We start from the raw sequence: 26,143 nt of genomic DNA, 5'->3' as shown, positions 1-26,143 counted from the left end.
GATGTGGTCAATCATTGCGATCGTGCTTAGCTATTTAATTGGCTCCATTAGCTTTAGTGTCGTTTTAGCCAAGCTGCTAAAAGGCATAGATATTCGTCAACATGGTAGTGGCAATGCAGGAGCAACAAATACATTACGTGTACTTGGTAAAGGACCTGCCATTATGGTGCTTGTGCTGGATATATTAAAAGGCATCGTAGCCATCTGGCTTGGAGTTTGGCTTGGGAATGGATCAGAATGGATTCCTGCTATTTGTGGGCTTGCTGCGATTGTAGGTCATAATTGGCCGATATATTTTCGTTTTCGCGGTGGAAAAGGGATTGCCACTACCATTGGGGTAATGGCTACCCTGTCTTTTTTGCCTGCACTCTACGCAGGGATTGTTGCCATTTTGTGCATCATATTTACGAGATATGTTTCATTGGGATCTTTGATCTTTGTGTTTTTAACTCCAATCTTTTTAGGCTTGCTACAGCCAATTAATGCTGTTTTTTGGAGTAGTCTAATCATTTGTCTCTTTGCATTTTGGCGGCATCGCAGTAATATTGTGAAGCTTGTGCATGGAGAAGAAAATAAGATAGGTTCTAAGGGAGGAAAGCAAGTTGGGTGAGAAGGTAGCTGTACTCGTAGCAGGTAGTTGGGGAACTGCCTTAGGCAGTGTGCTAGCAGATAACGACATGAATGTTATGATCTGGACGAGAAGTGAAGCCCAGCGTGATGAAATTAACAATAAACATAGCAATGAACATTTTTTGCCTGGTGCTGTGCTTCCTACAAACCTAGTTGCGACATGTGATATGGAGCAGGCAGTGACTGGTGCAAAAGCTGTTGTTATCGTTGCCCCGTCTTCCGCAGTAAGGGATGTAAGTCGTAGTCTTAAGGCGTATTGGAATAGTGAAATGACAGTGATTCATGCAACAAAAGGTTTTGAAACAGAAAGCCTAAAGCGAATTTCTACAGTCATTGCAGAGGAGCTAGAGTGCGATGAAAATGAAATTGTTGTATTGTCGGGTCCAAGTCATGCAGAAGAGGTAGTGAAGCGTTGCCCTACGACGATTGTTGTGGCTTCACTTAATGATGAACGTGCTAAGCTTGCACAAGATTTGTTCATGAATACTTATTTCAGAGTTTATACCAATCGAGATGTGATTGGAGTAGAGCTTGCTGGCGCACTCAAAAACATTATTGCTTTAGGGGCAGGTCTATCTGATGGACTAGGTCATGGCGATAATGCAAAAGCTGCGCTAATTACGCGAGGTTTAGCTGAAATTACGCGAATTGGTGTAGAAATGGGAGCCAATCCATTAACCTTTGCAGGTCTTGCGGGCATAGGCGACTTAGTGGTGACAGCGACAAGTCAGCATAGTCGTAACTGGCGAGCAGGATATATGTTAGGGCAAGGGAAGTCTTTAGAGGATGTATTAAAGCAAATGGGTATGGTTGTCGAAGGAATTCGGACAACAAAAGCAGCTCATGTCATTTCAAATAAATACAATGTACAAATGCCAATCGCGGCACAAATATATCATGTTTTGTTTGAAGGACTCGATCCTAGCATTGCGGTGGATGCATTAATGGGCAGAGATCGTAAGACGGAAATGGAAATGATTTCATTACAGACCTATGAACAATGGCACACTTAATGGGATTATAATTGTTTATGGTTCTATGTATTAGATTATAAATTGGGTTACATAGGCTATATATAGGCTCAGTAGGGCTTCACCAAACGTTTTCTCCCCTCATACACTGTCTTGAGGACAGTAGAGGAGGTAAGAGAAAAGTATGAGTAAAGTTCCTAAGGATGCGTTGAATGCGATTAACAAAAAAGCAGGAAAGCACATTTCTGATAACCAAGTAAAGAAACTTGCAAGTACAGTAAAGCCGTCTACGATGCAAAGTGAGGCTGAGCTTCGGAAATTGATTAAGCAAGTTTCTGCTGTAGCAAAAGTACCTGTATCAGAAAGTACCATCAATGAAATTGTAGGTGCTGTCAAAAAAAGCGGGATGAATCCATCTAATATGGAAGCACTTATGAAATTAATGATGAAAAAATAGTTGTCTAAAATCCTATTGCACATTTGCAATAGGATTTTTTTTGTCTCTTGGTCTATCAATCTTAGTGGATACATAGTATTTAAATAGGCAGAATATGATTTGCTGTAAAGTATTGGTAGGTTTACTTCATGGCGAAGCAGCAACTTGCAAAAAAAAATGGGCGTAACATGCTTCTACTGTCATAATTACGCATCTAGTACATATGATGATACTAGTCCAAATGCATGTACGAGTTAACGCCGCTTCGTTTAAGTCATTCTCCACGTAGATGTTTAGCGGCGGACACGAAGCTCTAGGAGCGCCGCTCCTGCCGTAGTATTGGTAATAATTATTCATAATTTAAAACGAAGCGGATGCTCTCAAGGCATTTTTCCTTCGGGTCATTTTGAGGAGGGGATATCATTGGTATTGGAAAAGGTAGATATTTTCAAGGACATTGCTGAACGTACCGGAGGAGACATTTATCTCGGAATCGTAGGTGCTGTCCGAACAGGCAAGTCTACATTTATTAAGCGGTTTATGGAAACAATTGTGTTGCCAAACATCGTGAATGAAGCGGATCGAGTACGTGCAGTGGATGAGCTTCCGCAAAGTGCAGCAGGAAAAACAATTATGACAACAGAGCCTAAATTTGTACCAAACAATGCAGTGCAAATTAATGTGGATGAAGGCTTAGAGGTGAACGTCAGGTTAGTAGATTGTGTAGGTTATGCAGTAGAAGGTGCTAAAGGGTATGAGGACGAAAACGGACCAAGAATGATTTCAACACCTTGGTTTGAAGAGCCAATTCCATTTCAGGAAGCGGCAGAGATTGGCACACGTAAAGTCATTCAGGAGCATTCTACACTTGGTGTAGTCATCACGACAGACGGGACGATTGCTGACATTCCACGCTATTCTTATGTAGAATCTGAGGAGCGTGTTATTAATGAGTTAAAAGAGGTTGGCAAACCATTTGTACTCGTCATTAACTCTACACATCCAAATAGCCAAGATGCATTAGAGCTTCGCAGTGAGCTAGCACAAAAATATGATATACCTGTGCTGACTCTAAGTGCAGCAACGATGACAGAGGAAGATGTTACTGGTGTTTTACGTGAAGTATTATATGAATTCCCTGTGCATGAGGTGAATGTCAATTTACCGAGCTGGGTTATGGTGCTTGAGGAAGATCATTGGCTACGCAGCAACTATGAAAACTCCGTTAGAGATACCGTGAAGGACATTCGCCGTTTACGTGATGTGGACAGGGTCGTAAGTAACTTTATGGAATACGATTTTATCGATCGCGCCGGCTTAAGCGGATTAAATATGGGTCAAGGTGTAGCAGAAATTGATCTGTATGCGCCAGATGAGCTGTATGATGGCATTTTAATGGAAGTGGTAGGCGTTGAAATTAGAGGTAAAGATCATTTGCTACAATTAATGCAGGATTTTACACATGCTAAACGAGAATACGATCGATTTGCTGAAGCGCTAGAGATGGTGAAGACAACCGGTTATGGTATCGCCGCGCCAACCTTATCTGAAATGGCCTTGGATGATCCAGAACTAATTCGCCAAGGTGCAAGATTTGGAGTGCGTTTAAAGGCGACAGCACCATCGATTCATATGATTCGTGTCGATGTTGAATCGGAGTTCTCACCAATTATTGGAACTGAAAAACAAAGTGAAGAGCTAGTACGCTACCTGATGCAGGACTTTGAAAATGATCCAATCAAGATTTGGGAGTCTGATATTTTTGGTAGATCCTTGCATTCTATTGTCAGAGAAGGTATCCAAGGGAAAATCGCTATGATGCCTGACAATGCACGTTATAAGCTACAAGAGACATTAGGTAGAATTATTAATGAGGGTTCAGGTGGCTTGATCGCCATTATTTTATAGTTAATCTAACTGCAGCTGTACGCAAAATATTGTGTACAGCTGTTTTTATATGTAAATTTAAGGATTAATTATGAAATTTTATAAGGAAATTAAATTTAAAAAACTTGAAATTATGGGTAGGCTGTATTACTATAAATTTGTCCGCTTTTCCTGTGGTCAACGAATATAACGAATTTTACAGGGTTTTTTTGATATTAGGCTTATAAAACGTATATTCTGCAGTAAAACGGAAACACAGAATAATAGTAACATAGAACATTAGGCAGGGAGGTGAATGATGATGAATAAATCTGACTTAATTACTCAAGTAGTTGAGAGTACTGAATTGTCTAAGAAGGATGCAACTAAAGCTGTAGATGCTGTATTTGAAGCAATTTCTACTGCCCTTCAAAACGGAGACAAAGTACAACTAGTTGGCTTTGGTAACTTTGAAGTGCGTGAGCGTTCTGCTCGTAAAGGTCGCAATCCGCAAACTGGAGAGGAAATTGAAATCCCTGCAAGCAAAATTCCTGCATTTAAACCAGGTAAAGCGCTTAAGGACGGAATCAAATAATGATTTCTACATATTTTCTCTAAAAAAGGACGTGGGCATATTGTTCACGTTCTTTTTTTTCAAAATATTTGCTATGATTAATTTTTATTTTATTAAAAATAAGGAGGTAGCTTAAATTATGGATGAGACACAACATTCCGGAAATGGGGCAACACCGAATACAACTAATAACGATTATTTTGTTGTTAAGGCAAAGGAGCAAGGCGTCACTGTAATTGGCTTAACTCGGGGTAGGGACACACGGTTTCATCACACTGAGAAGCTGGACAAGGGTGAGGTGTTGATCGCTCAATTTACTGAGCATACTTCAGCTATTAAGGTTCGAGGGAAAGCAATTGTAATGACAAGACACGGTAATATTGATACGGAAGAATAATTGGTGAATGCAGGCATAGCCTGCCTTTTTTATTTATACAATGGGTATAGAGGGGGGAAGTTCATGAAACAGAAATGGCTGTGGGTAGCAGGTTGTGTTGGGCTTACATTTATTAGTGTATTTGTATTGGTGAGCTTATCCTCGTTGTCCTCCTATGCCTCTAAAGAAGTACATAAACCAGCATTGGCTGATATAGGAAAGTCGATTGAGCTGAGCACAGCTAATCTTGTTGATGAGCTAAGCAGACTTGACCTGTCTGTTAAGTTAAGCAAAGTAGATTTTAGTAGGCATATTTTATCGGTGGATATGAAGCTAACTGGCGACAATTTCAAACCCGCTTTAGTATATGAGAGTCTAGCAGAGCTAATTTCTTTTTCCATGGGACAGACCAATAATGTGTATCAGCTATTAGTACGAGTTGTAGCTGAAGACCCATGGACAAAAAACAAATATTTATTGCTTGCGGCAGATATACGAAAAGGAGAATGGCCTAAGGAAATAATACAGCAATTAGAGGGGCTTGGAGATGAACCATTGCCAAGAGAGATAAAAACGTGGTTTCGTATGACGGAAACGAAGCTATGGCAATTACATTTTAAAAAATAAGACATCGAATTATAACGTAATTAATATACATTGTCTATTGTGCGTAGCCTTAAAACATATGCTATAATAGACAAGATTGTGACAATTATTTGAGGAGTAGCGAGAATGAACCTTCAACATATAAGTAACCTTGCTCAAAAGTATGTGGGGTACGATATGATATCTAAGCACACGAAGCTGCCAGCATTTCCGGTGCCTCGTGTTCATTTACTTTATACATTTCTAAATGCTCATCAACAAGACCAAGCTTTAAATGCAGCTCAGTCCTGCGCCTTAGCGTCTTTCCTTGTACAACTTGGATTAGATACACATGATTTTATTGATCAAAATGAAGGTGCAATTGAAGATGAGTTGATGCGTTCGAGGCAGCTTAAGGTTTTAGCAGGGGATTATTTTAGTAGTGTTTTTTATGAATTATTAGCTGAAGAAGGTAATATTGCAACGATTGCCTCGATGAGTGCAGCGATTTGTGAGGTTAACCGGATGAAGGTAAGCCTATATACTAAGCTTAAAACAATGTCTTTAACAGCAGAACAATATTTAAAGGATAAGGTCTCTTTAAAAATGGGGCTTTTTATTTCTTTTACTGCTTCATTGGACAAGTCGCTTCAAAACGTGTGGAAGCTGTTATTAGCCGAATTTAGCCGCCTTGAGGTTGTTCTAGAGGAGCTAGACCTTGAGGGTACATTGCCTGAACAACGGATGAGTTATACTTATTTGAAAATTATGGAGACTGGTACCTCAGAGGATAAAGAAAAGTTGTCCAGATCTAAGGTTGGACTAGAGGAATGGACAAGGCTTTTGTCTAAATATAATATGGGTGAGCAGTTTAAAATGTTATTTACAACAACGTTAGCACAAATTCAATCGTTATTAGCGGACTATGAAACTGAAAAGCTTCAATTGCAATTAGATGAGCTGTTACAAGCTTTGAATGATTCTTTTAGAAGTAAGCTTCGCTTGTGTGTGGAAGGGTAAGGTGAAATGAACATATGAATCCGCAAAGTGATTCCAAGCCAAAAGAAGAGTTTGTACATGATGTATTTGAGAGTATTGCACATAAGTACGATGTGATGAACGATATTTTAAGTTTCAGGCGACATAAGGCTTGGCGCAAGTTCACCATGAAAAAGATGAATATGTCACAAGGAGATAGTGCAATTGACTTATGCTGTGGGACTTGTGACTGGACAATCAGTATGGCGCAAGCTTCTAGGGGACCAATTACAGGTCTTGATTTTAGCGAAAATATGCTTGCCGTTGGAAAAAGCAAAGTGCAGCAGCAAGGTCTTAATGATGTCATTACATTAGTTCAAGGAAATGCGATGGCACTTCCATTTGACGATAATACATTTGATTATGCTACGATTGGCTTCGGCTTACGTAACGTGCCTGATTTAAAGCAAGTGTTAAGCGAAATGAAGCGAGTGGTCAAGCCTGGTGGAATGGTGGTATGTCTGGAGCTATCTAAACCGACGTGGCAGCCATTTAAGGGCTTGTATTATTTTTATTTCAAAAATTTGTTGCCCATGCTGGGGAAAATATTTGCGAAACGTTACGAGCAATATAAATGGTTGCCTGATTCATTAGTTCAATTCCCAGGACGTGAAGAGTTGTTACAAATATTCCAAGAGACTGGGCTGCAGCAGGTTCAAGCTTATCCTTTAACAGGTGGGATTGCCGCATTGCATATTGGAACAAAGGAGACGTAAGAACTGATGTTTAAGAAGGCTATAATTTTTTTGCAAATGATTAAATTTGAGCATACGGTGTTTGCTTTACCTTTTGCTTTTATGGGAGCCATGTTAGGTTCTGTAGCGCTTAATCAGCATCTCCCGACTTGGGCACAAATTGGCTGGGTACTGCTAGCGATGTTTGGGGCTAGAAGTGCTGCTATGGGTCTAAATCGCTTAATAGATCGGGTAAGTGATGCTAAAAATCCACGTACGGCTAACCGTGCGATTCCTGCTGGGTTACTTAAAATCGGTGAAGTTATTATTTTTATTATTGTTTCATTTGTATTGTTATTTTGGGCGGCGTATAAGCTTGATCCACTTGCTGTAAAACTGTTACCTATTGCAGTAATTATGCTAGTTGTTTATTCCTATACGAAACGCTTCACATGGCTATGCCACGTTGTGCTTGGTCTAACTATTGCCCTGGCTCCATTAGGAGGTTGGGCGGCAGTGACAGGCAAGGTAGACTGGACAGCGATGGTGTTCTTTTTCACGATTACGTTTTGGGTGGCAGGTTTTGATATTATATATTCCTGTCAAGATGTAGAGTTTGATACGAAGGAAGGTCTATACTCTATACCAGTACGTTTTGGTGTAGCAAGATCACTTACGATTGCTAAGGTGATGCACATTGCTACAGCAATTGGATTTATTGCTCTCTATTTTATGGCCGATCTAGGTGGTTGGTATATCGCAGGAATGATCGTAGCCTTCTTGATGTTGTTTTATGAACACTACATTGTGTCACCTAGTGATCTAAGTAGATTGCAAACTGCATTTTTTTGGATGAATGGTGTGTTAAGTATTGTTGTATTTTCATTTACTACGATTGATTTATTTATTCGATAATTGTTCTTAACGAGGAGGATAACACTATGGAAAATTATGAAAGAGATATCCTCATCGGTAAAATTAGATATACAAATGCTTGGCCGATGTATCATCATTTTGATGTGGATCGGCTAACGAAGCCAAGCCGTTTAGTTGTAGAGGTTCCATCTGTATTAAATCAAGGGATATTAGACAAGACACTGGATGTTGCTCCAGTGTCTTCCTTTGCTTATGGTGTTGGCTCAGAGCAGTTAATGGTATTACCTGATTTATCGGTGAGCAGTAATGGCGCAGTCAAATCGATTTTACTATTTTCACGTAAGCCTATTGAAGAATTAGGTGATGTCAGCATTGCACTAACAAATACATCTGCAACTTCAGTCAATTTACTGAAAATAATTATGAGTAAGAAATTTGGTGCTAATCCTAGCTACGTAGTATGTGAACCAAGGTTAGATGTTATGATGGCTGAGCATGATGCTGCTCTGTTAATTGGCGATCATGCGATTCGTGCCTCGTGGGAGGATCATGGGTTTATCGTTACCGATTTAGGGGAAATCTGGAGAGCATGGACAGGACATAGTATGACTTTTGCTGTATGGACGGTGCATACTAAATTTGCAGAGCAAAATCAAGACTTCATTGGTGAGTTAGTGGCGGCGTTTGTTCATAGTAAGCAGCAAAGCTTAGCTCATTTAGATTCGCTTGTTGCAGCAGCCTGTAAAGAAATTGGTGGGACCAATCATTATTGGCATTCCTATTTTACTAATTTATGTTATGATTTTAATGATAAAATTCAAGCGGGCTTGCAGTTGTATTTTGATTATGCCTATGAGCTTGGATTACTGGACCACAAGGTGCATATTCAGTTGTGGAGTAATAATACGTTGACACAGGTGAAGGGATGAAACTAGTAGATATTTTTGGTACCTTAAAAAGAGATATAGATTTTATTGAACGCCAGCTTTACAAAAGTATTGAGGGTGACGACCCATTATTAAGTGAAACCTCGCTTCATCTGCTTAAGGCTGGGGGGAAACGCTTGCGCCCCGTTTTTGTTTTGCTTGGTGCAAAGTTTGGTGAATACGATATTAATAAGCTACAATACATTGCAGTTCCATTAGAACTCATTCATTCAGCTTCCCTCGTGCATGATGATGTGATTGATGATGCTGCGTTGCGGCGTGGTAAACCAACTGTAAAGTCAAAATGGGATAATAAAATTGCGATGTACACGGGTGATTACATTTATGCCAAAGCTTTAATGCTAGTAACTGAGCTTAAAAATCCAGATATACATCGTATTTTAGCTAAAGCTTTAGTTCAGATGTCCATTGGTGAAATGGAGCAAATTCGGGATTTTTACAATACCAACCAAAGTGTACGTAATTATCTATTACGTATTCGTCGTAAGACAGCGTTGCTAATTGCAATAAGCTGTCAGCTTGGAGCAATAGCTGCTGGAGTCTCCAAAGAGCATAGTCGATTATTGTATCAGTATGGTTACAACGTTGGGATGGCATTTCAAATTCGTGATGACTTGCTGGATTTATGTGGTACTGAAAAAGCAATTGGCAAACCACCAGGTAGCGATATGCGGCAGGGAAACATTACGTTGCCCGTTATTTATACCCTTCAACATTCTTCGAATAAAGAAAAACTATTAGCGGAGATAGATACGATACGACATCAAGCGGATGGGGACAAGGATACTTCAAAAGCGATTGAGTATATTGTTAATGGACCTGGTATTAAAATGGCGGAGGCGTTAGCCGATCAATTTATTCATAAAGCATTGGATGCCTTAGATCAGCTACCAGAAATGAAAACACGAACGCAATTGAAGGAAATTGCAATTTTCGTAAATAAGCGCACTTATTAGGCTTACGTACTAAGGATTTTTCTGATACACTACGAGATAAGACAAGCTATGATTAATTTGTTTCGGAGGATTGCTATGGAGCGTACTTTTTTGATGATAAAGCCTGATGGTGTACAACGTGGATTGATAGGGGAAATTGTAAAGCGCTTTGAAAATAAAGGGATGAAGCTTATTGCGGCAAAATTAATACAGCCGACCCCTGAACAAGCAAAAAATCACTACATAGAGCATGAAGGAAAACCTTTTTTTGCTGAAATTGTGGACTTTATATCCTCGGCGCCTGTATTTGCAATGGTATGGGAAGGTCAGGATGCCATCACCTTAGCTCGTAATTTAATTGGAAAAACAAAAGCGATGGATGCGATGCCTGGTACTATACGTGGTGATTTTGCAGCGCGTAATCCTTTTAATCTAATTCATGGTTCAGATGGACCTGACAGCGCTCAACGAGAAATTGCTAACTTTTTTGAGCCTCACGAATTTACTTCATATGATAAGGACATACAACCATGGATATAAACACAAGTAAAAACACTAATGATGTCACGGCAACGGACAGGGATTATTTAGGTTTTATAAGCAATATCAAAAAAAGCACCGGTATTGATCTAGCTCAATATAAAGAAGCTCAAATGAAACGTAGATTAACAACATTGCGTAATAAAAATGGGTTTGCTAGTTTTGATACCTTTTACGTGGCGATGATGAAGGAGAAAGCGCTATTTTATGAATTTTTAGATAAAATGACGATTAACGTGTCTGAGTTTTGGCGTAATCCAAATCGTTGGGAAACGCTACGTGATGTAGTGTTGCCTGAATTGTCAGCTGGGAAATCCAAACTAAAAATTTGGAGTGCAGCGTGTTCTACAGGTGAAGAGCCCTATACGTTAGCAATGATTTTATCTGATATGAAGTTATTGTCACAAAGCTATTTATTAGCTTCTGATATCGATGATGGAGCCCTAGCTAAGGCAGCGCAAGGCTTATACTTGGAACGTTCTTTAAAGGATGTGCCTGTTGATGTGGCTAAGCGTTATTTCAAGCCTGAAGGTCAAATGTTCCGTATTGATCCATCACTACAAAAAACAGTAAACTTCCGTAAGCAAAATTTATTGCTCGACACCTTTGAAGACGGTTTTGACCTCATTGTTTGTCGTAACGTGATGATTTATTTTACAGAGGAAGCGAAGCAATTGCTTTACCATAAATTTGCTAAGGCATTACGGCCTGGTGGCGTATTATTTGTAGGGAGTACTGAGCAAATATTTACACCTGGGACGTACGGATTAGAGCCAACTGAGACATTCTTTTATCGTAAAAGGGGATAGTCCAAAGGATAAGGTATATTCATGAGTTTACTTTCCAATACTTGTTAATAGTATTTTAAAAGGATATGGAGGTAAATTTCATGGACAAAAGAAAAGTGATTGAAGCTTATCAACGTGGCTTTTTAAGTCAACAGGAATGTGCACAGATTTTAGGACTTGAAGGCATCCAAATAAGAGGGCTGCTAGACAATATAGATGTGTCTACACTACCTACAGAAATAGAAGATAAGAAGCCAGCTTCAGGTTTTTTGTGTTAGAAAGACGAGCGGGTTTACCATTAAAGGCGCATAATCTATCCTAAGGAGAAGATGATGCGCCTTTATTTTATATGTCGATGAGATCGTATGTTCGTTTTTTGTGAATCAACTTGAAATTAGTACTTGACTGCTAACGCAAACTAGTGAAGAGACAGAGAGATTCTGAAGATTGTTTTTTAAAATCAAATTCCACCAATAATTTACTTCAATAAAAAGGAATATGATTTTAATACAATCGCAAGAACTCTCTGTATCGTAGCTAGCACCCTCTAGCCGTTGGAAGGTACTAATTTTATTAATAGAAAAAACAACAAATAGTAACTTTAAATAAAACCGAAAGCTGTTTGTCTTGAATATATGCGTGACAGAATGTATCCTTTAATAATATAATGAAAAAATACTAAGAGATTTTAGCTCTTTACAGTGTAACAGTTTAAAGGGGGAACGTATTTATGAGTTTACGCTATTTAACCGCAGGGGAGACGCACGGTCCCCAGCTGACTGCTATTATTGAAGGGTTACCAAGTAACTTGAAATTAGATTTTGAAGAAATGAATTTTGAATTAGCACGTCGCCAAAAAGGATATGGCAGAGGCCGCCGTATGCAGATTGAAAAGGATACTGCACAAATTGTTGGTGGTGTACGTCATGGTAGCACAACGGGTGCTCCTGTAGCGATTGTGGTTGAAAATAACGACTGGAAGCATTGGCAAAAAATTATGAATGTGGAGCCAATAGAGGGCACAGATGAAGAAAAAAGACGGGTTCATCGTCCTCGTCCAGGTCATGCAGATTTAAACGGAGGTCTTAAGTATAACCTAAAGGATCTACGAAATGTGTTAGAGCGCTCTAGTGCGCGCGAAACTGCGGTACGTGTTGCAGTTGGTGCGATTGCTAAGCAGCTACTCTCCCAATTTGGCATTAAAATTGCCGGTCAAGTTAAACGGATTGGTGAAATAGAAGCACCTCCGCATAATCTAAGCTTGGATGAGCTACGCCAAGTTACGGAAAATTCCTCTGTTCGAGTTGCTGATGCTGAGACAGAAAAGAAGATGGAAGCTTATATCGATCAGATTAAAAAAGATGGCGATTCAGTTGGTGGAGTTGTGGAATGTATTGTAGAGGGTGTACCTGTTGGTTTAGGTAGCTATGTCCAATACGACCGCAAACTAGATGGTCGAATCGCGCAAGCTGTCATGTCCATCAATGCCTTTAAAGGCGTAGAAATTGGAATCGGCTTTGAGGCTGGTGAAATGTTAGGCTCTCAAGTGCATGATGAAATTTTGTACGATGAGGAACGTGGTTACCACCGTAGAACTAATCGTTTAGGTGGGTTTGAAGGTGGCGTTACGAACGGTATGCCAATCGTTGTTCGTGGCGTAATGAAGCCTATCCCAACGTTATATAAGCCGTTACAAAGCATTGATATTGACACGAAAGAAGTATTTACAGCGCAAGTGGAGCGTTCCGATGCCTGTGCAGTTCCTGCTGCTAGCGTAGTTTTGGAGAGTGTAGTCGCTTGGGAGGTTGCAAAAGCGTTCCTTGAAAAGTTTGGCGGAGATTCCATTGGAGAGATTAGAAACAACCTGAATAACTACTTATCTCAATTGGAGCAATACTAATGGGTACGTTATACGTTGATTTAGGAGAACGTTCGTATCCGATCTATATTGAGCGTGGATTGCTAGCGCAGGCTGGGAGCTATTTTGAACAACATCAGTTGGGCAAAAAAAGTCCTGTGCTTATCGTAAGTGATGACAATGTAGCTCCACTTTATTTAGACGTCGTTGTGATGTCTTTAGAGAAGCAAGGCTACACAGTGGTGACAAAAGTTGTCCCAGCAGGGGAGCAATCTAAATCACTATCTGTGTTTGAGGATGTCATGACAGCGGCAATTGAGGGTGGATTAGATCGAAAGTCAGCTGTTGTTGCGTTAGGCGGGGGTGTCATTGGTGACTTAGCAGGTTTTGTTGCTGCTTCCTATATGCGGGGGGTTACCTTTGTTCAGATGCCTACTACGATTTTGGCACATGATAGTAGTGTAGGTGGCAAGGTTGCTGTAAATCATCCTTTAGCTAAAAATATGATTGGTGTATTTCATCAGCCTGCGATGGTGCTGTATGACATTGATACATTAATGACATTGCCGCCTAGAGAAATTAAGGCAGGCTTAGCTGAAATGATCAAGCATGGCTTGATCTGGGATAAAGCCTTTGCAGACTGGTGCGAGGAACACAGTGACGAGCTATTGGAGCTTAAGACAGATGTTATCCAATACGGATTAACAAGAGGCTGTGAGATTAAAGCACAGATTGTAGGAAGTGACGAAACAGAGCAAGGCTTGCGTGCAATTTTAAATTTAGGTCATACGTTAGGACATGCATTTGAAGCTACAGCGGGATATGGACAGTTGTTGCATGGTGAAGCGATTGCGATTGGAATGGCAGCAGCAGCCAAGCTAGCCGAGTATCGTGGGGCTTCTAGCGCTCTATACGAGGATACTGTCACAAAATTACGGTGCTTTGATTTACCCGTCATTATTCCTGCGGATATGTCTGAGGAAAGCATTTTAGCTGCGATGATGCATGATAAGAAATTTAAGGAAAATAAATTGGTGTTTATTTTGCCAACTGAGATCGGGAAGGTTGAGATCGTTTCAGATGTCACTGTGGAGCAGGTGCGCCAAGTAATTTCGGAGTTAAAGGAGGTATAACCTTATGCTTAATCGAGGAATACGTGGTGCAACCACAGTGCAAGCGAATGAAGAAGCTGACATTTTAAATGGAACGGAAAAATTACTTGAGCAAATTATTGCTGAAAATAATTTAAATGCTGAGGATGTCACAAGTGTATGGATTACAGTCACTCCTGATTTGGATGCTGCATTTCCTGCGCGTGCAATTCGTGCCTTTGATGGATGGGATTTAGTCCCTCTAATGTGTGCAACAGAAATTCCCGTACAAGGGGCTTTGCCTAAATGTATTCGTTTATTGTTACATGTGAATACAACTAAAAGCCAAAGTGAAATTAATCATGTGTATTTAAATGAAGCTAGAAAGCTGCGCCCTGATTTGAGTAAATCTTAATTTAGGGGTTGCGAAAACACACACTTTCCGATATAGTATTGATAAGTTTTATAGTGTAGTGAAGAGATTGTTATTAGATTTGATTAGAATGAGATTCTGGAGCCGAGCAGGCTTAGCAGAGTAAAAGAGTAAAGCCGAGTAAAAAAGTTGAGTAGAGTTTAGTTGAGAAGAGATGAGCAGAGTCTAAATATAGGCATGTTGCAGTTTGAAAACATCACCTTATTTAGAGATAAGCACGGCGTTATAGGATGCTATGCTTAATTCATACAGAACTATGAGTGTAACCTTGTGTGTTTGGGGCTACGTTTATATTTCTATATATGATCTGTGAATTTAACCAACCTCTACGATACGTAGAGGTTTTTTTGTTATATAAGCAAGGTGCATTAGTATACCATTATTCAAATCCATAGAACAGGAAGTGAGCCATATGATAACCCCAACTTTGTCTGAAACAATCTCATTAGCGAAGGAGTACAATTTAATCCCAGTTGTACGTACGTTACTTGCTGACCTTGAAACCCCAATTTCAATTTTTAGACGAGTCGCAAAAAGAGATAAGGCATTTTTATTGGAAAGTGTGGAGGGAGGATTTCAATGGGCTCGCTACTCTTTTATTGGAACGGATCCCTTTATGATGGTATCGGCGAAGCAAGGAGAAATTACCATTGAGCGTCAGGGAAAGGTGGAAAAGACTTCAACCAAGCCACTTGAGGCATTAAAGGCGATTTTACGTCAGTATCGCAGTCCGAAGCTCAATGATTTTCCACCATTTACAGGTGGAGCCATCGGCTATTTTGGTTATGATTTACTTCAATATTATGAAAGCTTACCGGAACATCAGGTCGATGATCTGCAAATGAAGGATATTCAGTTTATGTTTTGTGACCAAGTGATCGTGTTTGATCATGTGAAGCAAAGATTACTGTTAGTAGCTAATATTCATGTTCAAGATGGGGCTACAGATGAAGATATAACCGAAGCCTATAAGCAAGCTGAGCAAAGATTAGATGGGATGTCTGCTCTACTAGAGCAGGAGCGGAGCTTAGAAAACTTTAATCATCGCCCATTCCCACATGATATTGAGCTTGGTGAAATTCGCTCTAACATTTCTAAAGAGAAATTCATTGAAAATGTGGAGCGTGGGCAGGAATACATTGCAGCAGGTGATATTTTTCAAGTGGTCTTATCCCAACGCTTTGAAATAGAAACTGAAGTGGATCCACTTCATGTCTATCGTGTATTACGCACATTAAATCCTTCTCCGTATATGTATTATTTGAAGCTAGACGATGAAATTATTGTTGGAGCTTCCCCAGAAGCATTAGTGAAGGTAAACAACGGAATCGTAGAAACAAGACCGATTGCTGGCACACGTCCACGCGGTGAGACGGTTGAGGAAGACCAAGCACATGAACAGGATTTATTAAAGGATGAAAAGGAACTAGCTGAGCATCTCATGTTAGTTGATCTAGGACGGAATGATCTTGGTAGAGTATCTAAGTTCGGGACTGTAAAATGTGAATCCTATATGGAAGTGGAACGGTATTCCCATGTGATGCACTTAGTATCTAAGGTTACGGGACAGATTCGAGACGATAAAGATTTCTTTGATGCATTTATTTCGTGCTTGCCAGCAGGAACGTTATCAGGAGCACCTAAGCTAAGAGCTATCGAAATTATTGCAGAGCTAGAGCGTGAATCTCGTGGAACCTATGGTGGTGCAATTGGTTATCTAGGCTTTTCTGGAAATATGGATTCCTGTATAACGATTCGTACGATTGTGTTTAAAAATGGTCATGCCTATGTGCAAGCAGGAGGCGGTATCGTATGGGATTCTGTTCCAGAAGCCGAATTCCAAGAATCTGTAAACAAAGCTAAGGCATTGCTAAAGGCAATTCGGATTGCTGAGTTTATGTTTCCACAGGCACCTATAGATCGGCCGATCATTAATCAAGATTACTTATATTCCTATACACCACAAATTTAGAAGGGAGAGATAGAAATGACGACAGCATATAACTTGATTCAAGGTGGATTAGAACGTCTTCTTGCAGGTCAGCATTTGAGTCGTGAAGAGGCAAAAAGCATGATGCAGGTCATTATGAATGGGGAAGCAACAAGCGCACAAATTGGTGGGCTACTTATGGCATTACGCTTTAAGGGCGAAACGGTAGATGAAATTACTGGCTTTGCGGAAGTGATGCGTCAGTTCGCAGGTAAAATGCATACAGAATCTACTCAATTATTAGACACCTGTGGCACAGGTGGTTCAGGTATTCATAAATTTAACATTTCAACAACAGCAGCATTAGTGTCATCCTCTGTATCGGTGCGTGTTGCTAAGCATGGCAATCGTTCTGCATCAGGCCGTGCAGGCAGTGCTGACGTATTAGAAGCGTTAGGCGTCAATATTCATCTCTCTGCAGAGCAGGCAGCACAATGTCTGGAGGAGATCAACATCTGTTTCCTCTTTGCTCAGCTCTATCACCCTTCTATGAAGCATGCCGCAGCCCCACGTAAGGAGTTAGGGATTAGAACGGTATTTAATATGCTTGGTCCTTTAACTAACCCTGCTGGTGCAGATCGCCAAGTGTTAGGCATTTATGATCGTAGTAAAACAGAAACGATGGCAACCGTGTTAAAGGAGTTGGGCTCTAAGCGAGCTTTAGTTGTTTCAAGTCAAGAGGGGCTGGATGAAATTAGCATTTCTGCACCAACGACAGTTTCTGAGCTGAGAAATGGGGTCATTACAACCTATGACATTACACCTGATGAGCTTGGTCTACAAACGTACTCTTTACATGATATGCTAGGTGGAGACGCAGCAACCAATGCAGAAATTATCAACCGTGTATTGCAGGGCGAGCGTGGTGCTTACCGTGATGTTGTGCTTGCTAACTCTGGTGCATGTATTTATGTATCTGGACTAGCTAATAGCATTCAGGAGGGCGTTCATATCGCTGCCAATGCAATTGATTCAGGCAAAGCGTTAGCCCAATTACAGCGACTTATCCAGACGACGGGGGAATATAGCTATGTATCTTGATAAAATTGTTGAAACAAAAAAAATAGAGGTTGGACAGTTGGCGGGGAATCTTTCCATTGATGAAGCAAAAGAAAAAATAGCGGCATTACCTCCTACAAGGGGATTCCACCAAGCCTTAACGACAGGACGCAAGCGGAAGTTAGGTTTAATTGCAGAAGTTAAAAAGGCATCACCATCCAAAGGATTAATTCGCGAAGATTTCCATCCTATAGAGTTAGCACAAAGCTATGAACGGGCAGGGGCTGATTGCTTATCTGTCCTTACAGATGAGACCTACTTTCAAGGTAGTGGTCAATATTTAAGTCAAATTAGAGAGCATGTTAATATCCCTTTATTGCGAAAGGATTTCATTATTAGCGAGCTACAAATTTACGAGGCAAGGTTGCTTGGGGCAGATGCAATTTTACTCATTGCTGCCATTTTAAGTGATGAGCAAATCCGCCATTACATCCAGCTTGCCAAGGAATTAACGTTAGATGTTTTGCTAGAGGTGCATGACGAAGCAGAGCTAGATCGAGTATTGGCAATTGGTGGTGCAACGCTGATTGGCATCAATAACCGTAATTTGCATACCTTTGAAACTTCACTTAGCCATACAGAGCTTTTAGCTGCTAAGGTTCCAGACGAGATCACATTGATTAGTGAAAGTGGAATAAAAACGAAGGAAGATATTGAGTATTTAGAGGCACATGGGGCAGATGGGGTTTTAATCGGAGAAACGTTTATGCGTCAACCTGATGTTGGCAAAGCAATTACTCAATTAATGGGTTCGTAGTGTGAAAGGAGACCTTACTTGTGGCAAATACAATCATAAAAATTTGTGGACTTCAATCCGTTGAAGTGCTAAAATCTATAATACACTTACCCTTAAATTTAATCGGTTTTGTATTTTCAAAAAGTAAACGGCAGGTGACTGCGGAGCAAGCGGCATTGCTATTACCGATACTTAAAAGTTGGCAGACAGACATTATTCCGCAAAGTGTGGGCGTGTTTGTAAACCCAACTCAGAAAGAACTGACACATATTTTAGCGCTTGCGCCTTTAGATATTGTACAACTACATGGAGATGAAAGCCCTGCGTTTTGCAGGCTTATCAAAGAGTCATTTGGTGTAAAGGTGTTCAAAGCCTTATCCATTTATAAGGATGGCTCAGCTAGAGATTTAAGTGCTGAATTAAGTCGATATGAAGGCGTAATTGATGGTCTTTTGTTAGACAGTTATGATCCTAAATATGTTGGAGGCTCTGGGCATGTATTTCCTTGGGAAGCCGCTCGGCCTTATCAAATATGGGCAAAGCAAGTAAATATTCCTTTATTTATTGCAGGAGGCTTAACGCATCACAATGTAGCTGAATTAATTCAGAGTATGCAACCAGATGGAGTTGACGTTTCTAGTGGTGTAGAGAGTGATGGAGTGAAGGATGTTGCTAAAATAACTGAATTTGTTGAAAGGGTGAGGGAAGTATGAATCAAGTAAATATGAGTGATCAAATAAAAGGTGAAGTAAATGAAATGCCAGATCAGTTTGGACGTTTTGGTGATTTTGGTGGACGTTATGTGCCTGAAACGTTAATGAATGCCCTAATTGAGTTAGAGCAATCTTATGAGCAGGTGAAGGATGAGCCAGATTTTCAAGCAGAGCTTGCATATTTATTAAAGCAATATGCTGGACGGGAAAATCCTTTGTATTACGCTGAACGACTAACCAATCATTTAGGTGGAGCAAAAATTTATTTGAAGCGTGAGGATTTAAATCATACAGGTGCACACAAAATTAACAATGCGCTTGGACAAGGCTTGTTAGCGAAACGAATGGGCAAGCAAAAGGTCATTGCAGAAACTGGCGCAGGTCAGCATGGTGTGGCAACAGCGACAGTGGCGGCATTGCTTGGTATGGAATGTAAGGTGTTTATGGGAGAAGAGGATACAAAGCGTCAGCAGCTTAATGTATTTCGGATGAAGTTGCTAGGTGCTGAGGTCATTCCAGTTACTTCAGGCACAAAAACTTTAAAGGATGCCTGTAATGAGGCATTACGTTACTGGGTCAGCAACGTGCACGACACCTTTTATATTTTAGGTTCAGCGACAGGTCCACATCCTTATCCGAAAATGGTTCGCAACTTCCAGCGCATTATTGGCGATGAAACGCGTCGTCAAATTTTAGAAGCGGAAGGCCGTCTTCCTAATATGCTCGTTGCGGCAGTGGGTGGAGGTAGTAATGCAATCGGGATGTTTTATCCGTTTATTGAGGATGAGGATGTCCAGCTTGTTGGTGTTGAAGCGGCGGGACGAGGCGTTGATACACCTTATCATGCTGCTACAATGACAAAAGGCTCAAAGGGTGTTTTCCAAGGCTCAATGAGCTACCTGCTACAAGATGCATTTGGTCAGGTATTGCCAGCGCACTCTATTTCTGCAGGATTAGATTATCCAGGTGTAGGTCCTGAGCATTCCTATTTGAAAGATATAAAACGAGCAAAATATTACCCAATTACAGACCAAGAGGCGTTAGAGGCACTACAATTACTTTGCCGTACAGAAGGCATTATCCCAGCGCTTGAATCTTCACATGCGGTTGCTCAAGTAATGAAGCTTGCACCTACAATGAATCAAGATCAAATTATTGTGATCTGCTTGTCTGGTCGCGGTGATAAGGACGTAGAATCGATTATGCAATATACGGAAGGAGAAGCCTATCATGAATAAAGTGGCAGTGAATTTGTTAGATGAGACGTTTGCAGCCTTAAAGGCAGCGGATAAAACAGCATTAGTCCCTTTTATTACAGTAGGCGATCCTAATCCTGAATTAACCGTGGATATTATTGCTACACTTGAGGAAGCGGGGGCAGATGTCATCGAGCTAGGTGTTCCTTATTCTGATCCGCTTGCAGATGGTCCTGTCATTCAGCGTGCTTCGTTACGGGCGCTTGAACACGAGATTACAATTGATACTTGTATCCAGACTGCAAAGGCGGCACGAGCAAGAGGGGTTAAATTACCGTTTGTTCTGTTTACTTATTTTAATCCCGTTTTACAATATGCATCGTTGCCACAATTTTTTAGCGCTGTTCAAGAGGCAGGTATTAGTGGACTTATTATTCCAGATCTTCCGTTTGAAGAATCAGAGCAAATATTGAAATTAGCAGATCAAGCTAATGTCTATCTTATTCCGCTTGTTGCACCAACCTCTAATGAAAGAATCGCTGCGATTTTAAGTCGTGCAAGAGGATTTATTTATTGTGTATCTTCACTTGGGGTTACAGGAGAAAGAGCTAGCTTTTTTGATGGTGTTCAGAGCTTTATCAATGATGTGAAGGCGATTACTTCCCTTCCTGTTGCAGTGGGCTTTGGCATTTCATCGAAGGAGCAGGTGGAGCAATTTTCACAGTGGTGTGATGCCGTTGTCGTAGGTAGCGCCATCGTTCGGACAATTGAAGAAAGTATTCCACTTTTATTTGAAGACAGTACAAAAGCAGAGGGCTTATTGCAAATTAAAAACTTTGTGTCACAATTAAAAGCATAAATTAATTACGCAGGGGGAGAAGGAATGAGACCCAAACCACATATTGTAGATTTACCCGTATACCAACCTGGGAAACCGATTGAAGAAGTAAAAAAAGAACTTGGACTAGATGAGGTGATTAAGCTTGCCTCCAATGAAAACCCGTATGGTAGCTCTAGCTTAGTCGCAGAGGCGATCCAAGCGGAGTTGTCTCAGTTAAGTATGTATCCAGATGGTAGCTCGGCTGAACTGACAGCAGTGTTAGCAGAGCACCTTGGTGTAGAGCACAATCAAATCATTTTTGGTTGTGGCTCAGATGAAGTTATTGCTTTAATTACGCGTGCTTTTATTTTGCCGAAGGATGAAAGTATTATGGCTGATCAAACCTTCTCTGTATACAAATCAAATGTTGATATTGAAGGTGGAGTTAGCATTGAGGTTCCGCTGAAGGATGGTGTGCACGATCTTGATGCGATGTTAGCAGCAGTTACGGATCATACAAAAATTATTTGGATTTGTAACCCTAACAACCCAACAGGAACGATTGTGGAGCATGATAACCTCATATCTTTCTTAAATCAAGTGCCTGCACATGTGCTAGTAGTTTTAGATGAGGCTTATTGTGAGTTTGTTACAGACGAAAATTATAGCGATGGGGTTTCACTGCTAAACCAATATCCTAACCTTGTTGTGTTACGTACATTTTCTAAAATATATGGACTAGCATCATTGCGGATTGGTTATGCTGTGGCTAACGCTCAAAGTATCACTTATATTAATCAGGTGCGGGAGCCGTTTAATACTTCACGTATTGCTCAAGCAGCTGCAAAAGCAGCATTAACTGACTATGATTTTGTTGAAAGCTGCAGAACTAAAAATCAGCAAGGTATTGAGTACTTATATGGGCAATTTGATGAATTAGGGTTGGAATATTACCCTGCAAATGGGAACTTTATTTTTGTCAATATTAAATCCTCTGGTCTGGAGATGTTTCAAAGCTTGCTTAAGCAAGGCATCATTATTCGTGCAGGCTTCGGTAAATATCCGAACTATATTCGGGTGAGTGTAGGTACACCTGAGCAAAACGAAAAATTTATTGCGGCATTAAAGCATGCACTTGCACAATAATGAATAAATAGAAATTGGTGAATGTTATGACAATCAAAGTTGCAATTTTTGGGGTTGGTTTGATTGGCGGCTCCTTAGCGCTTACGCTAAAAGGAAAACCTGGAATCACCGTAATCGGACATAGTCATCGACCTGAGTCATTAGCGAAAATCAAAGAGCGTGATGTTGTTGATGTTGCAACGCTGTCTATGGAAGAGGCGGCATGCGATGCTGATTTTATTTTTTTATGTGTCCCAGTCGGGAAACTAGATGAATACCTTGAAAAACTAACAGCACTACCTTTAAAACAAAATTGTATTATTACCGATGTAGGGAGCACCAAAGCAGGTGTAGCAAAATCTGCTGCCAAATGTGCGAAGCCAGGCATTCATTTTATTGGGGGACACCCAATGGCTGGTTCTGAGCGCTCAGGGGTAGAAGCTGCTTCTTCTTTGCTATTTGAAAATGCGTATTATGTGTTGACACCTTCCGCAGATGTGCCTGAGGAAATGTATACACGCTTAGAAAATCTGCTTCAGCATACAAAAGCGCAAATTGTACGCGTTGATCCAGCACTTCATGATGAAATTGTGGGTGCAATTAGTCACCTTCCACATATTATTGCCGTTGCTTTAGTGAATCAGATTCGTGGTTATAACGAAAAGCAAGATCTATACCAGCGTTTAGCGGCAGGTGGCTTCCGAGATATTACAAGAATTGCGTCTAGCGATCCCATTGTATGGCGTGACATCTTGCTGAGCAATCGTGATGTGTTGTTGACCTTGTTACAGGATTGGAATAAGGAAATTGAGCATTTTGTTAGCCTGCTAGAGCAAGAGGATGGACAAGGGATTGAAGTTGCCTTTGGGGAAGCTAATGTTTTCCGTAATGAACTACCTGAACGGCGTAAAGGGGTTATTACCTCCTTATTTGATATTTATATTGACGTACCCGACCATCCGGGTATTATAGGGCAAATTACGACAGAGCTAGGGGATAAGAAAATTAACCTTAGCAATATTCAAATTATTGAAAGTCGTGAGGATGTACCGGGCATTATGCGTTTATCGTTCCGTAACGAAGAACAAATGAAGCGAGCAAAGCAGCACTTACATACGTTAGGTTATGCGGTGCATGTGTAAAAGGAAAGAGGGGAGATGATCCCCTCTTTTTTTGTGTTTACTTAAATTAGTGGTTGACAATAAAGGGTGGAAGCTACGAGACAGAGGGTTCTTCCGATCGTTGTTAAAACCAGCTTCTTTTAATTGAAGTTAGGGGTAAGAAGCTGTTTTTAAAGACGAACGTTCCACTTCTCCAGAATCCCTCTGTCCCTTCGCTAGTTTGGGATGTTGTCAACCATTAATTTAAAAGATAAACCTAATTTCATTGCACAAAAAAAAGACCGCCAATTGGCGATCTGCTACTCATCTTAGAGTAACTATTATTTTGGATAGGAGTGGAGAGAAACCATACTGTACTTTTATTATATGTATACGCTTCCATTATGTCAACACATTTTTATTAGCGCTTACATTTCCAGAAAAAAGGAAGAACTATGTTCTTTTCATACTCCCATGTTATATTAAAATGAGCAAGGAGGAGTCACGATGAAAACAATATTAATTGCTGATGATGATACACATATTCGTACCTTGCTTCGCCATGTTTTGATGGAGGAAGGTTATTTAGTAATCGAAGCAAAGGATGGACAAGAAGCACTGACTAAAATGAAGGCAATGATGATTGACCTTGCAGTGCTTGATGTGATGATGCCTTATGTGGATGGATTGGAGTTATGTCAGCATATTCGAGATACATATGATATTCCAATTATATTGCTGACGGCACGGGATGCGCTAAGTGATAAGGAGCAAGGTTATTTAAGGGGAACGGATGACTATTTAACAAAGCCATTTGAGCCGGAAGAATTGCTATTTCGTATAAAGGCATTATTTCGGAGATATCTCGTGCCTTCACAGGACAAAATTGTGTTAAATCAGGTTGTGATTGACCGCAAAAATTATGAGGTAAGTGATGGGGCTAATATGCTATTGTTGCCTACAAAGGAATTTGAGCTACTAGTCCAGCTTGCTTGTTACCCGGGTAGATTATTTGCGCGTAGTGAACTTATTGAGCTCGTGTGGGGCGCTGATTATGAAGGAGATGAGCGGACAGTCGATGTGCATATTAAACGCCTTCGTAGTCGCTTTAATCAATATGAAGACAGCTTTATGATTCGAACGGTGAGAGGGATTGGCTATAAGCTCGATTTGGTGAAGTCATGAAATCTTTATATTTTAGAATGTGTATTGCCTTTACCGTCGTCATAGCGATTAGCTGTGTGTTGTCCTTTTTAGCCTCAAATGCGTATTATCAGTGGAAAATAAAACCACAAAATGATATTAAGCTGACAGGGATGGCCAATGAGATGCGTGCTTTTATTGAAGGCCATCAAAAGGGGATCGCTGATTATTTAAACAGTGTAGGTAAGCTAGGCTACAAAATTTATATGGTTGATGAAAATGGAAACGAACAGTTTTATGGTCATCAATTTCGCAATTACAATTTAGATAAAGATGTAATTAATAATGTTTTAGCAGGTGAAACGTATCATGGTGTAGGTAATTATTCTAAAAATGCACTAATTACAGGTTTTTTTGATAATGAGCTAGTTAATTCAATTGGTGTGCCTGTTAAGATCAGTGACGAGTCGTATGCGATGTTTATACGCCCAGATGCGGAGGTGCAATTCGGGGAGCTCAGGATCTTTTTTGCGATGTTGCTAGGACTTGCGATCCTATTTAGCTTACTGTTTGTTATGATTATTACTCTGCATATTGTTAGACCAATTACACGCTTGTCTAAAGCGACACAGGATATTGCCAAAGGCAGGTTTAATGTGAAGGTTGAAACACGAAGACGAGATGAAATTGGACAACTTGCACACCAGTTTAACCGTATGAGTCAAGAGTTGGGACGAAGTGATAAGGCAAAACAGGAGTTTGTAGCAAATGTGTCGCATGAGATCGAATCCCCACTCACCTCGATTCAAGGTTTTGCGCATACGTTAAAGGACAATACACTAAGTAGTGAGCAACAGCAGCATTATTTATCTATTATCGAGGATGAAAGTAAACGGCTTTCTATGTTAAGTAAGCAATTGCTAACGTTATCCTCATTAGATCATGCTGGGGAGGCATTACGTATTGAAAACTATGATTTGCGTGCTCAGCTTAGAGCGGTGATTCAAGTGCTAGAATGGAAGCTTACACAAAAAGAGCTAGCGATTAAGCTAAGTGTGCCTGAATTGCATATTCAAGGTGATCAAGAGCTATTGTACCAGGTGTGGATGAACCTAATTAGTAATGCGATCAAATACACTCCTCATGGAGGCGAAATCGCAGTATTAGCAATGGTAGAGCATGAAAAATATGTAATCAAGGTCACGGATAACGGTCAAGGGATCGGAAAAGAACATCTTGCTCATATTTTTGATCGCTTTTATAAAGTAGATCAGGTTCGCTCTCGTGAAGGTAATGAAGATAACAGTACAGGTCTAGGGTTAGCTATTGTACAAAAAATTGTCCATCTTCATCAAGGGACAGTTGAGGTAAGGAGTAAAGAAGGAGAAGGGACTACTTTTATTGTTACCTTGCCAACCCTTCTGTTAACTCAATTATAGTTCACACATGTATTTTTTTACCTTGAAATTAGTACTTGACAGCTGGGCCCAAACTAGCGAAGAGACAGAGCGATTCTGAAGATTATCTCTTAAAATTTACTTCCATCCATAAAAATACTTCAATAATAGGAAGTTGATTTTAACAACAATCGCAAGAACGCTCTGGATCGTAGCTACCAGCCTCCTGTCGTTGGCAAGTACTAA

General features: G+C 40.3%; 28 protein-coding genes. All 28 read left to right on the top strand.

From position 1 onward, the window contains the following. The first annotated feature begins 1 nt into the window (after position 1). The 28 genes from plsY to ABE099_RS08395 all read left to right on the top strand — a co-directional run bounded on the left by plsY (position 2) and on the right by ABE099_RS08395 (position 25,939). Positions 2-610, top strand: coding sequence for a glycerol-3-phosphate 1-O-acyltransferase PlsY (gene plsY / locus ABE099_RS08530; RefSeq protein ID WP_430030542.1), 609 nt, complete (start codon positions 2-4; stop codon positions 608-610). Then, entirely contained in the window at positions 603-1,643 is a 1,041-nt protein-coding gene (locus ABE099_RS08525) for an NAD(P)H-dependent glycerol-3-phosphate dehydrogenase (protein WP_430029290.1), read from the top strand. The genes plsY and ABE099_RS08525 overlap by 8 nt, the downstream gene beginning before the upstream one ends. Positions 1,644-1,785: 142 nt before the next feature. Further along, positions 1,786-2,058 carry a stage VI sporulation protein F gene (locus tag ABE099_RS08520; RefSeq protein ID WP_210091075.1) on the top strand — a complete coding sequence of 91 codons (273 nt, stop codon included), beginning with the start codon at positions 1,786-1,788 and terminating at the stop codon, positions 2,056-2,058. 408 nt (positions 2,059-2,466) lie between these two features. Then, positions 2,467-3,945 (top strand): stage IV sporulation protein A, encoded by a 1,479-nt coding sequence (spoIVA, locus tag ABE099_RS08515; protein ID WP_210091105.1) that lies wholly within the window; start codon positions 2,467-2,469, stop codon positions 3,943-3,945. Positions 3,946-4,225: 280 nt separating this feature from the next. Beyond that, entirely contained in the window at positions 4,226-4,498 is a 273-nt protein-coding gene (locus ABE099_RS08510; protein ID WP_210091074.1) for an HU family DNA-binding protein, read from the top strand. Positions 4,499-4,616: 118 nt separating this feature from the next. Then, positions 4,617-4,874 (top strand): trp RNA-binding attenuation protein MtrB, encoded by a 258-nt coding sequence (gene mtrB, locus ABE099_RS08505; protein ID WP_430029287.1) that lies wholly within the window; start codon positions 4,617-4,619, stop codon positions 4,872-4,874. A gap of 63 nt (positions 4,875-4,937) precedes the next feature. Further along, positions 4,938-5,480 (top strand): hypothetical protein, encoded by a 543-nt coding sequence (locus ABE099_RS08500; protein WP_430029285.1) that lies wholly within the window; start codon positions 4,938-4,940, stop codon positions 5,478-5,480. A gap of 105 nt (positions 5,481-5,585) precedes the next feature. Further along, positions 5,586-6,458, top strand: a complete 873-nt coding sequence (locus ABE099_RS08495) for a heptaprenyl diphosphate synthase component 1 (protein WP_430029283.1) — start codon at positions 5,586-5,588, stop codon at positions 6,456-6,458. A 14-nt stretch (positions 6,459-6,472) separates the two neighbouring features. After that, on the top strand, positions 6,473-7,192 hold the full coding sequence (locus ABE099_RS08490; RefSeq protein ID WP_430029281.1) for a demethylmenaquinone methyltransferase: 720 nt from the start codon (positions 6,473-6,475) through the stop codon (positions 7,190-7,192). Positions 7,193-7,198: 6 nt separating this feature from the next. Beyond that, positions 7,199-8,065 carry a UbiA-like polyprenyltransferase gene (locus tag ABE099_RS08485; protein ID WP_430029278.1) on the top strand — a complete coding sequence of 289 codons (867 nt, stop codon included), beginning with the start codon at positions 7,199-7,201 and terminating at the stop codon, positions 8,063-8,065. A 26-nt stretch (positions 8,066-8,091) separates the two neighbouring features. Next, the gene (locus tag ABE099_RS08480) at positions 8,092-8,955 is read left to right on the top strand and encodes a menaquinone biosynthetic enzyme MqnA/MqnD family protein (protein ID WP_430029276.1); all 864 of its coding nucleotides are present in this window, start codon (positions 8,092-8,094) and stop codon (positions 8,953-8,955) included. Beyond that, a complete protein-coding gene (locus ABE099_RS08475) occupies positions 8,952-9,929 on the top strand; it encodes a polyprenyl synthetase family protein (protein WP_430029274.1) in 978 nt (325 codons plus the stop codon). Before ABE099_RS08480 ends, ABE099_RS08475 begins: the two co-directional genes overlap by 4 nt. A gap of 75 nt (positions 9,930-10,004) precedes the next feature. Further along, positions 10,005-10,448, top strand: a complete 444-nt coding sequence (gene ndk / locus ABE099_RS08470; RefSeq protein WP_430029272.1) for a nucleoside-diphosphate kinase — start codon at positions 10,005-10,007, stop codon at positions 10,446-10,448. Continuing rightward, complete coding sequence (locus ABE099_RS08465; RefSeq protein ID WP_430029270.1) at positions 10,439-11,257, top strand: CheR family methyltransferase; 819 nt, start codon at positions 10,439-10,441, stop codon at positions 11,255-11,257. The genes ndk and ABE099_RS08465 overlap by 10 nt, the downstream gene beginning before the upstream one ends. A gap of 80 nt (positions 11,258-11,337) precedes the next feature. After that, positions 11,338-11,514, top strand: a complete 177-nt coding sequence (locus ABE099_RS08460) for a hypothetical protein (RefSeq protein ID WP_430029268.1) — start codon at positions 11,338-11,340, stop codon at positions 11,512-11,514. Positions 11,515-11,966: 452 nt separating this feature from the next. Next, positions 11,967-13,136 (top strand): chorismate synthase, encoded by a 1,170-nt coding sequence (gene aroC, locus ABE099_RS08455; RefSeq protein WP_430029266.1) that lies wholly within the window; start codon positions 11,967-11,969, stop codon positions 13,134-13,136. Then, on the top strand, positions 13,136-14,227 hold the full coding sequence (aroB, locus tag ABE099_RS08450) for a 3-dehydroquinate synthase (protein WP_430029264.1): 1,092 nt from the start codon (positions 13,136-13,138) through the stop codon (positions 14,225-14,227). Before aroC ends, aroB begins: the two co-directional genes overlap by 1 nt. Positions 14,228-14,231: 4 nt before the next feature. Next, entirely contained in the window at positions 14,232-14,600 is a 369-nt protein-coding gene (gene aroH / locus ABE099_RS08445; RefSeq protein ID WP_430029262.1) for a chorismate mutase, read from the top strand. 430 nt (positions 14,601-15,030) lie between these two features. Then, entirely contained in the window at positions 15,031-16,590 is a 1,560-nt protein-coding gene (gene trpE, locus ABE099_RS08440; protein WP_430029260.1) for an anthranilate synthase component I, read from the top strand. Between the two features lie 15 nt (positions 16,591-16,605). Further along, positions 16,606-17,649: an anthranilate phosphoribosyltransferase gene (trpD, locus tag ABE099_RS08435; RefSeq protein WP_430029258.1), complete on the top strand. Its 1,044-nt coding sequence runs from the start codon at positions 16,606-16,608 to the stop codon at positions 17,647-17,649. Next, a complete protein-coding gene (gene trpC / locus ABE099_RS08430) occupies positions 17,639-18,424 on the top strand; it encodes an indole-3-glycerol phosphate synthase TrpC (RefSeq protein WP_430029256.1) in 786 nt (261 codons plus the stop codon). Before trpD ends, trpC begins: the two co-directional genes overlap by 11 nt. Before the next feature lie 20 nt (positions 18,425-18,444). Continuing rightward, positions 18,445-19,116, top strand: a complete 672-nt coding sequence (locus ABE099_RS08425) for a phosphoribosylanthranilate isomerase (RefSeq protein WP_430029254.1) — start codon at positions 18,445-18,447, stop codon at positions 19,114-19,116. Then, positions 19,113-20,354, top strand: coding sequence for a tryptophan synthase subunit beta (gene trpB / locus ABE099_RS08420; RefSeq protein WP_430029252.1), 1,242 nt, complete (start codon positions 19,113-19,115; stop codon positions 20,352-20,354). Before ABE099_RS08425 ends, trpB begins: the two co-directional genes overlap by 4 nt. 7 nt (positions 20,355-20,361) lie before the next feature. Beyond that, positions 20,362-21,171, top strand: a complete 810-nt coding sequence (gene trpA, locus ABE099_RS08415) for a tryptophan synthase subunit alpha (protein WP_430030539.1) — start codon at positions 20,362-20,364, stop codon at positions 21,169-21,171. A gap of 24 nt (positions 21,172-21,195) precedes the next feature. Further along, complete coding sequence (gene hisC / locus ABE099_RS08410) at positions 21,196-22,278, top strand: histidinol-phosphate transaminase (RefSeq protein WP_430029249.1); 1,083 nt, start codon at positions 21,196-21,198, stop codon at positions 22,276-22,278. Between the two features lie 26 nt (positions 22,279-22,304). Then, complete coding sequence (locus ABE099_RS08405; RefSeq protein WP_430029245.1) at positions 22,305-23,399, top strand: prephenate dehydrogenase; 1,095 nt, start codon at positions 22,305-22,307, stop codon at positions 23,397-23,399. A gap of 465 nt (positions 23,400-23,864) precedes the next feature. Further along, complete coding sequence (locus tag ABE099_RS08400; protein ID WP_430029243.1) at positions 23,865-24,542, top strand: response regulator transcription factor; 678 nt, start codon at positions 23,865-23,867, stop codon at positions 24,540-24,542. Continuing rightward, positions 24,539-25,939 carry a sensor histidine kinase gene (locus tag ABE099_RS08395; RefSeq protein ID WP_430029241.1) on the top strand — a complete coding sequence of 467 codons (1,401 nt, stop codon included), beginning with the start codon at positions 24,539-24,541 and terminating at the stop codon, positions 25,937-25,939. The genes ABE099_RS08400 and ABE099_RS08395 overlap by 4 nt, the downstream gene beginning before the upstream one ends. Positions 25,940-26,143: the final 204 nt, after the last annotated feature.

The organism is Paenibacillus turicensis (assembly GCF_050461185.1).
In the GTDB taxonomy this organism is placed as follows: Bacteria; Bacillota; Bacilli; order Paenibacillales; family Paenibacillaceae; genus Fontibacillus; species Fontibacillus turicensis_A.
Note: the sequence above shows the minus strand (reverse complement) of the source record. Positions and strands in the feature narration are given on the sequence as shown.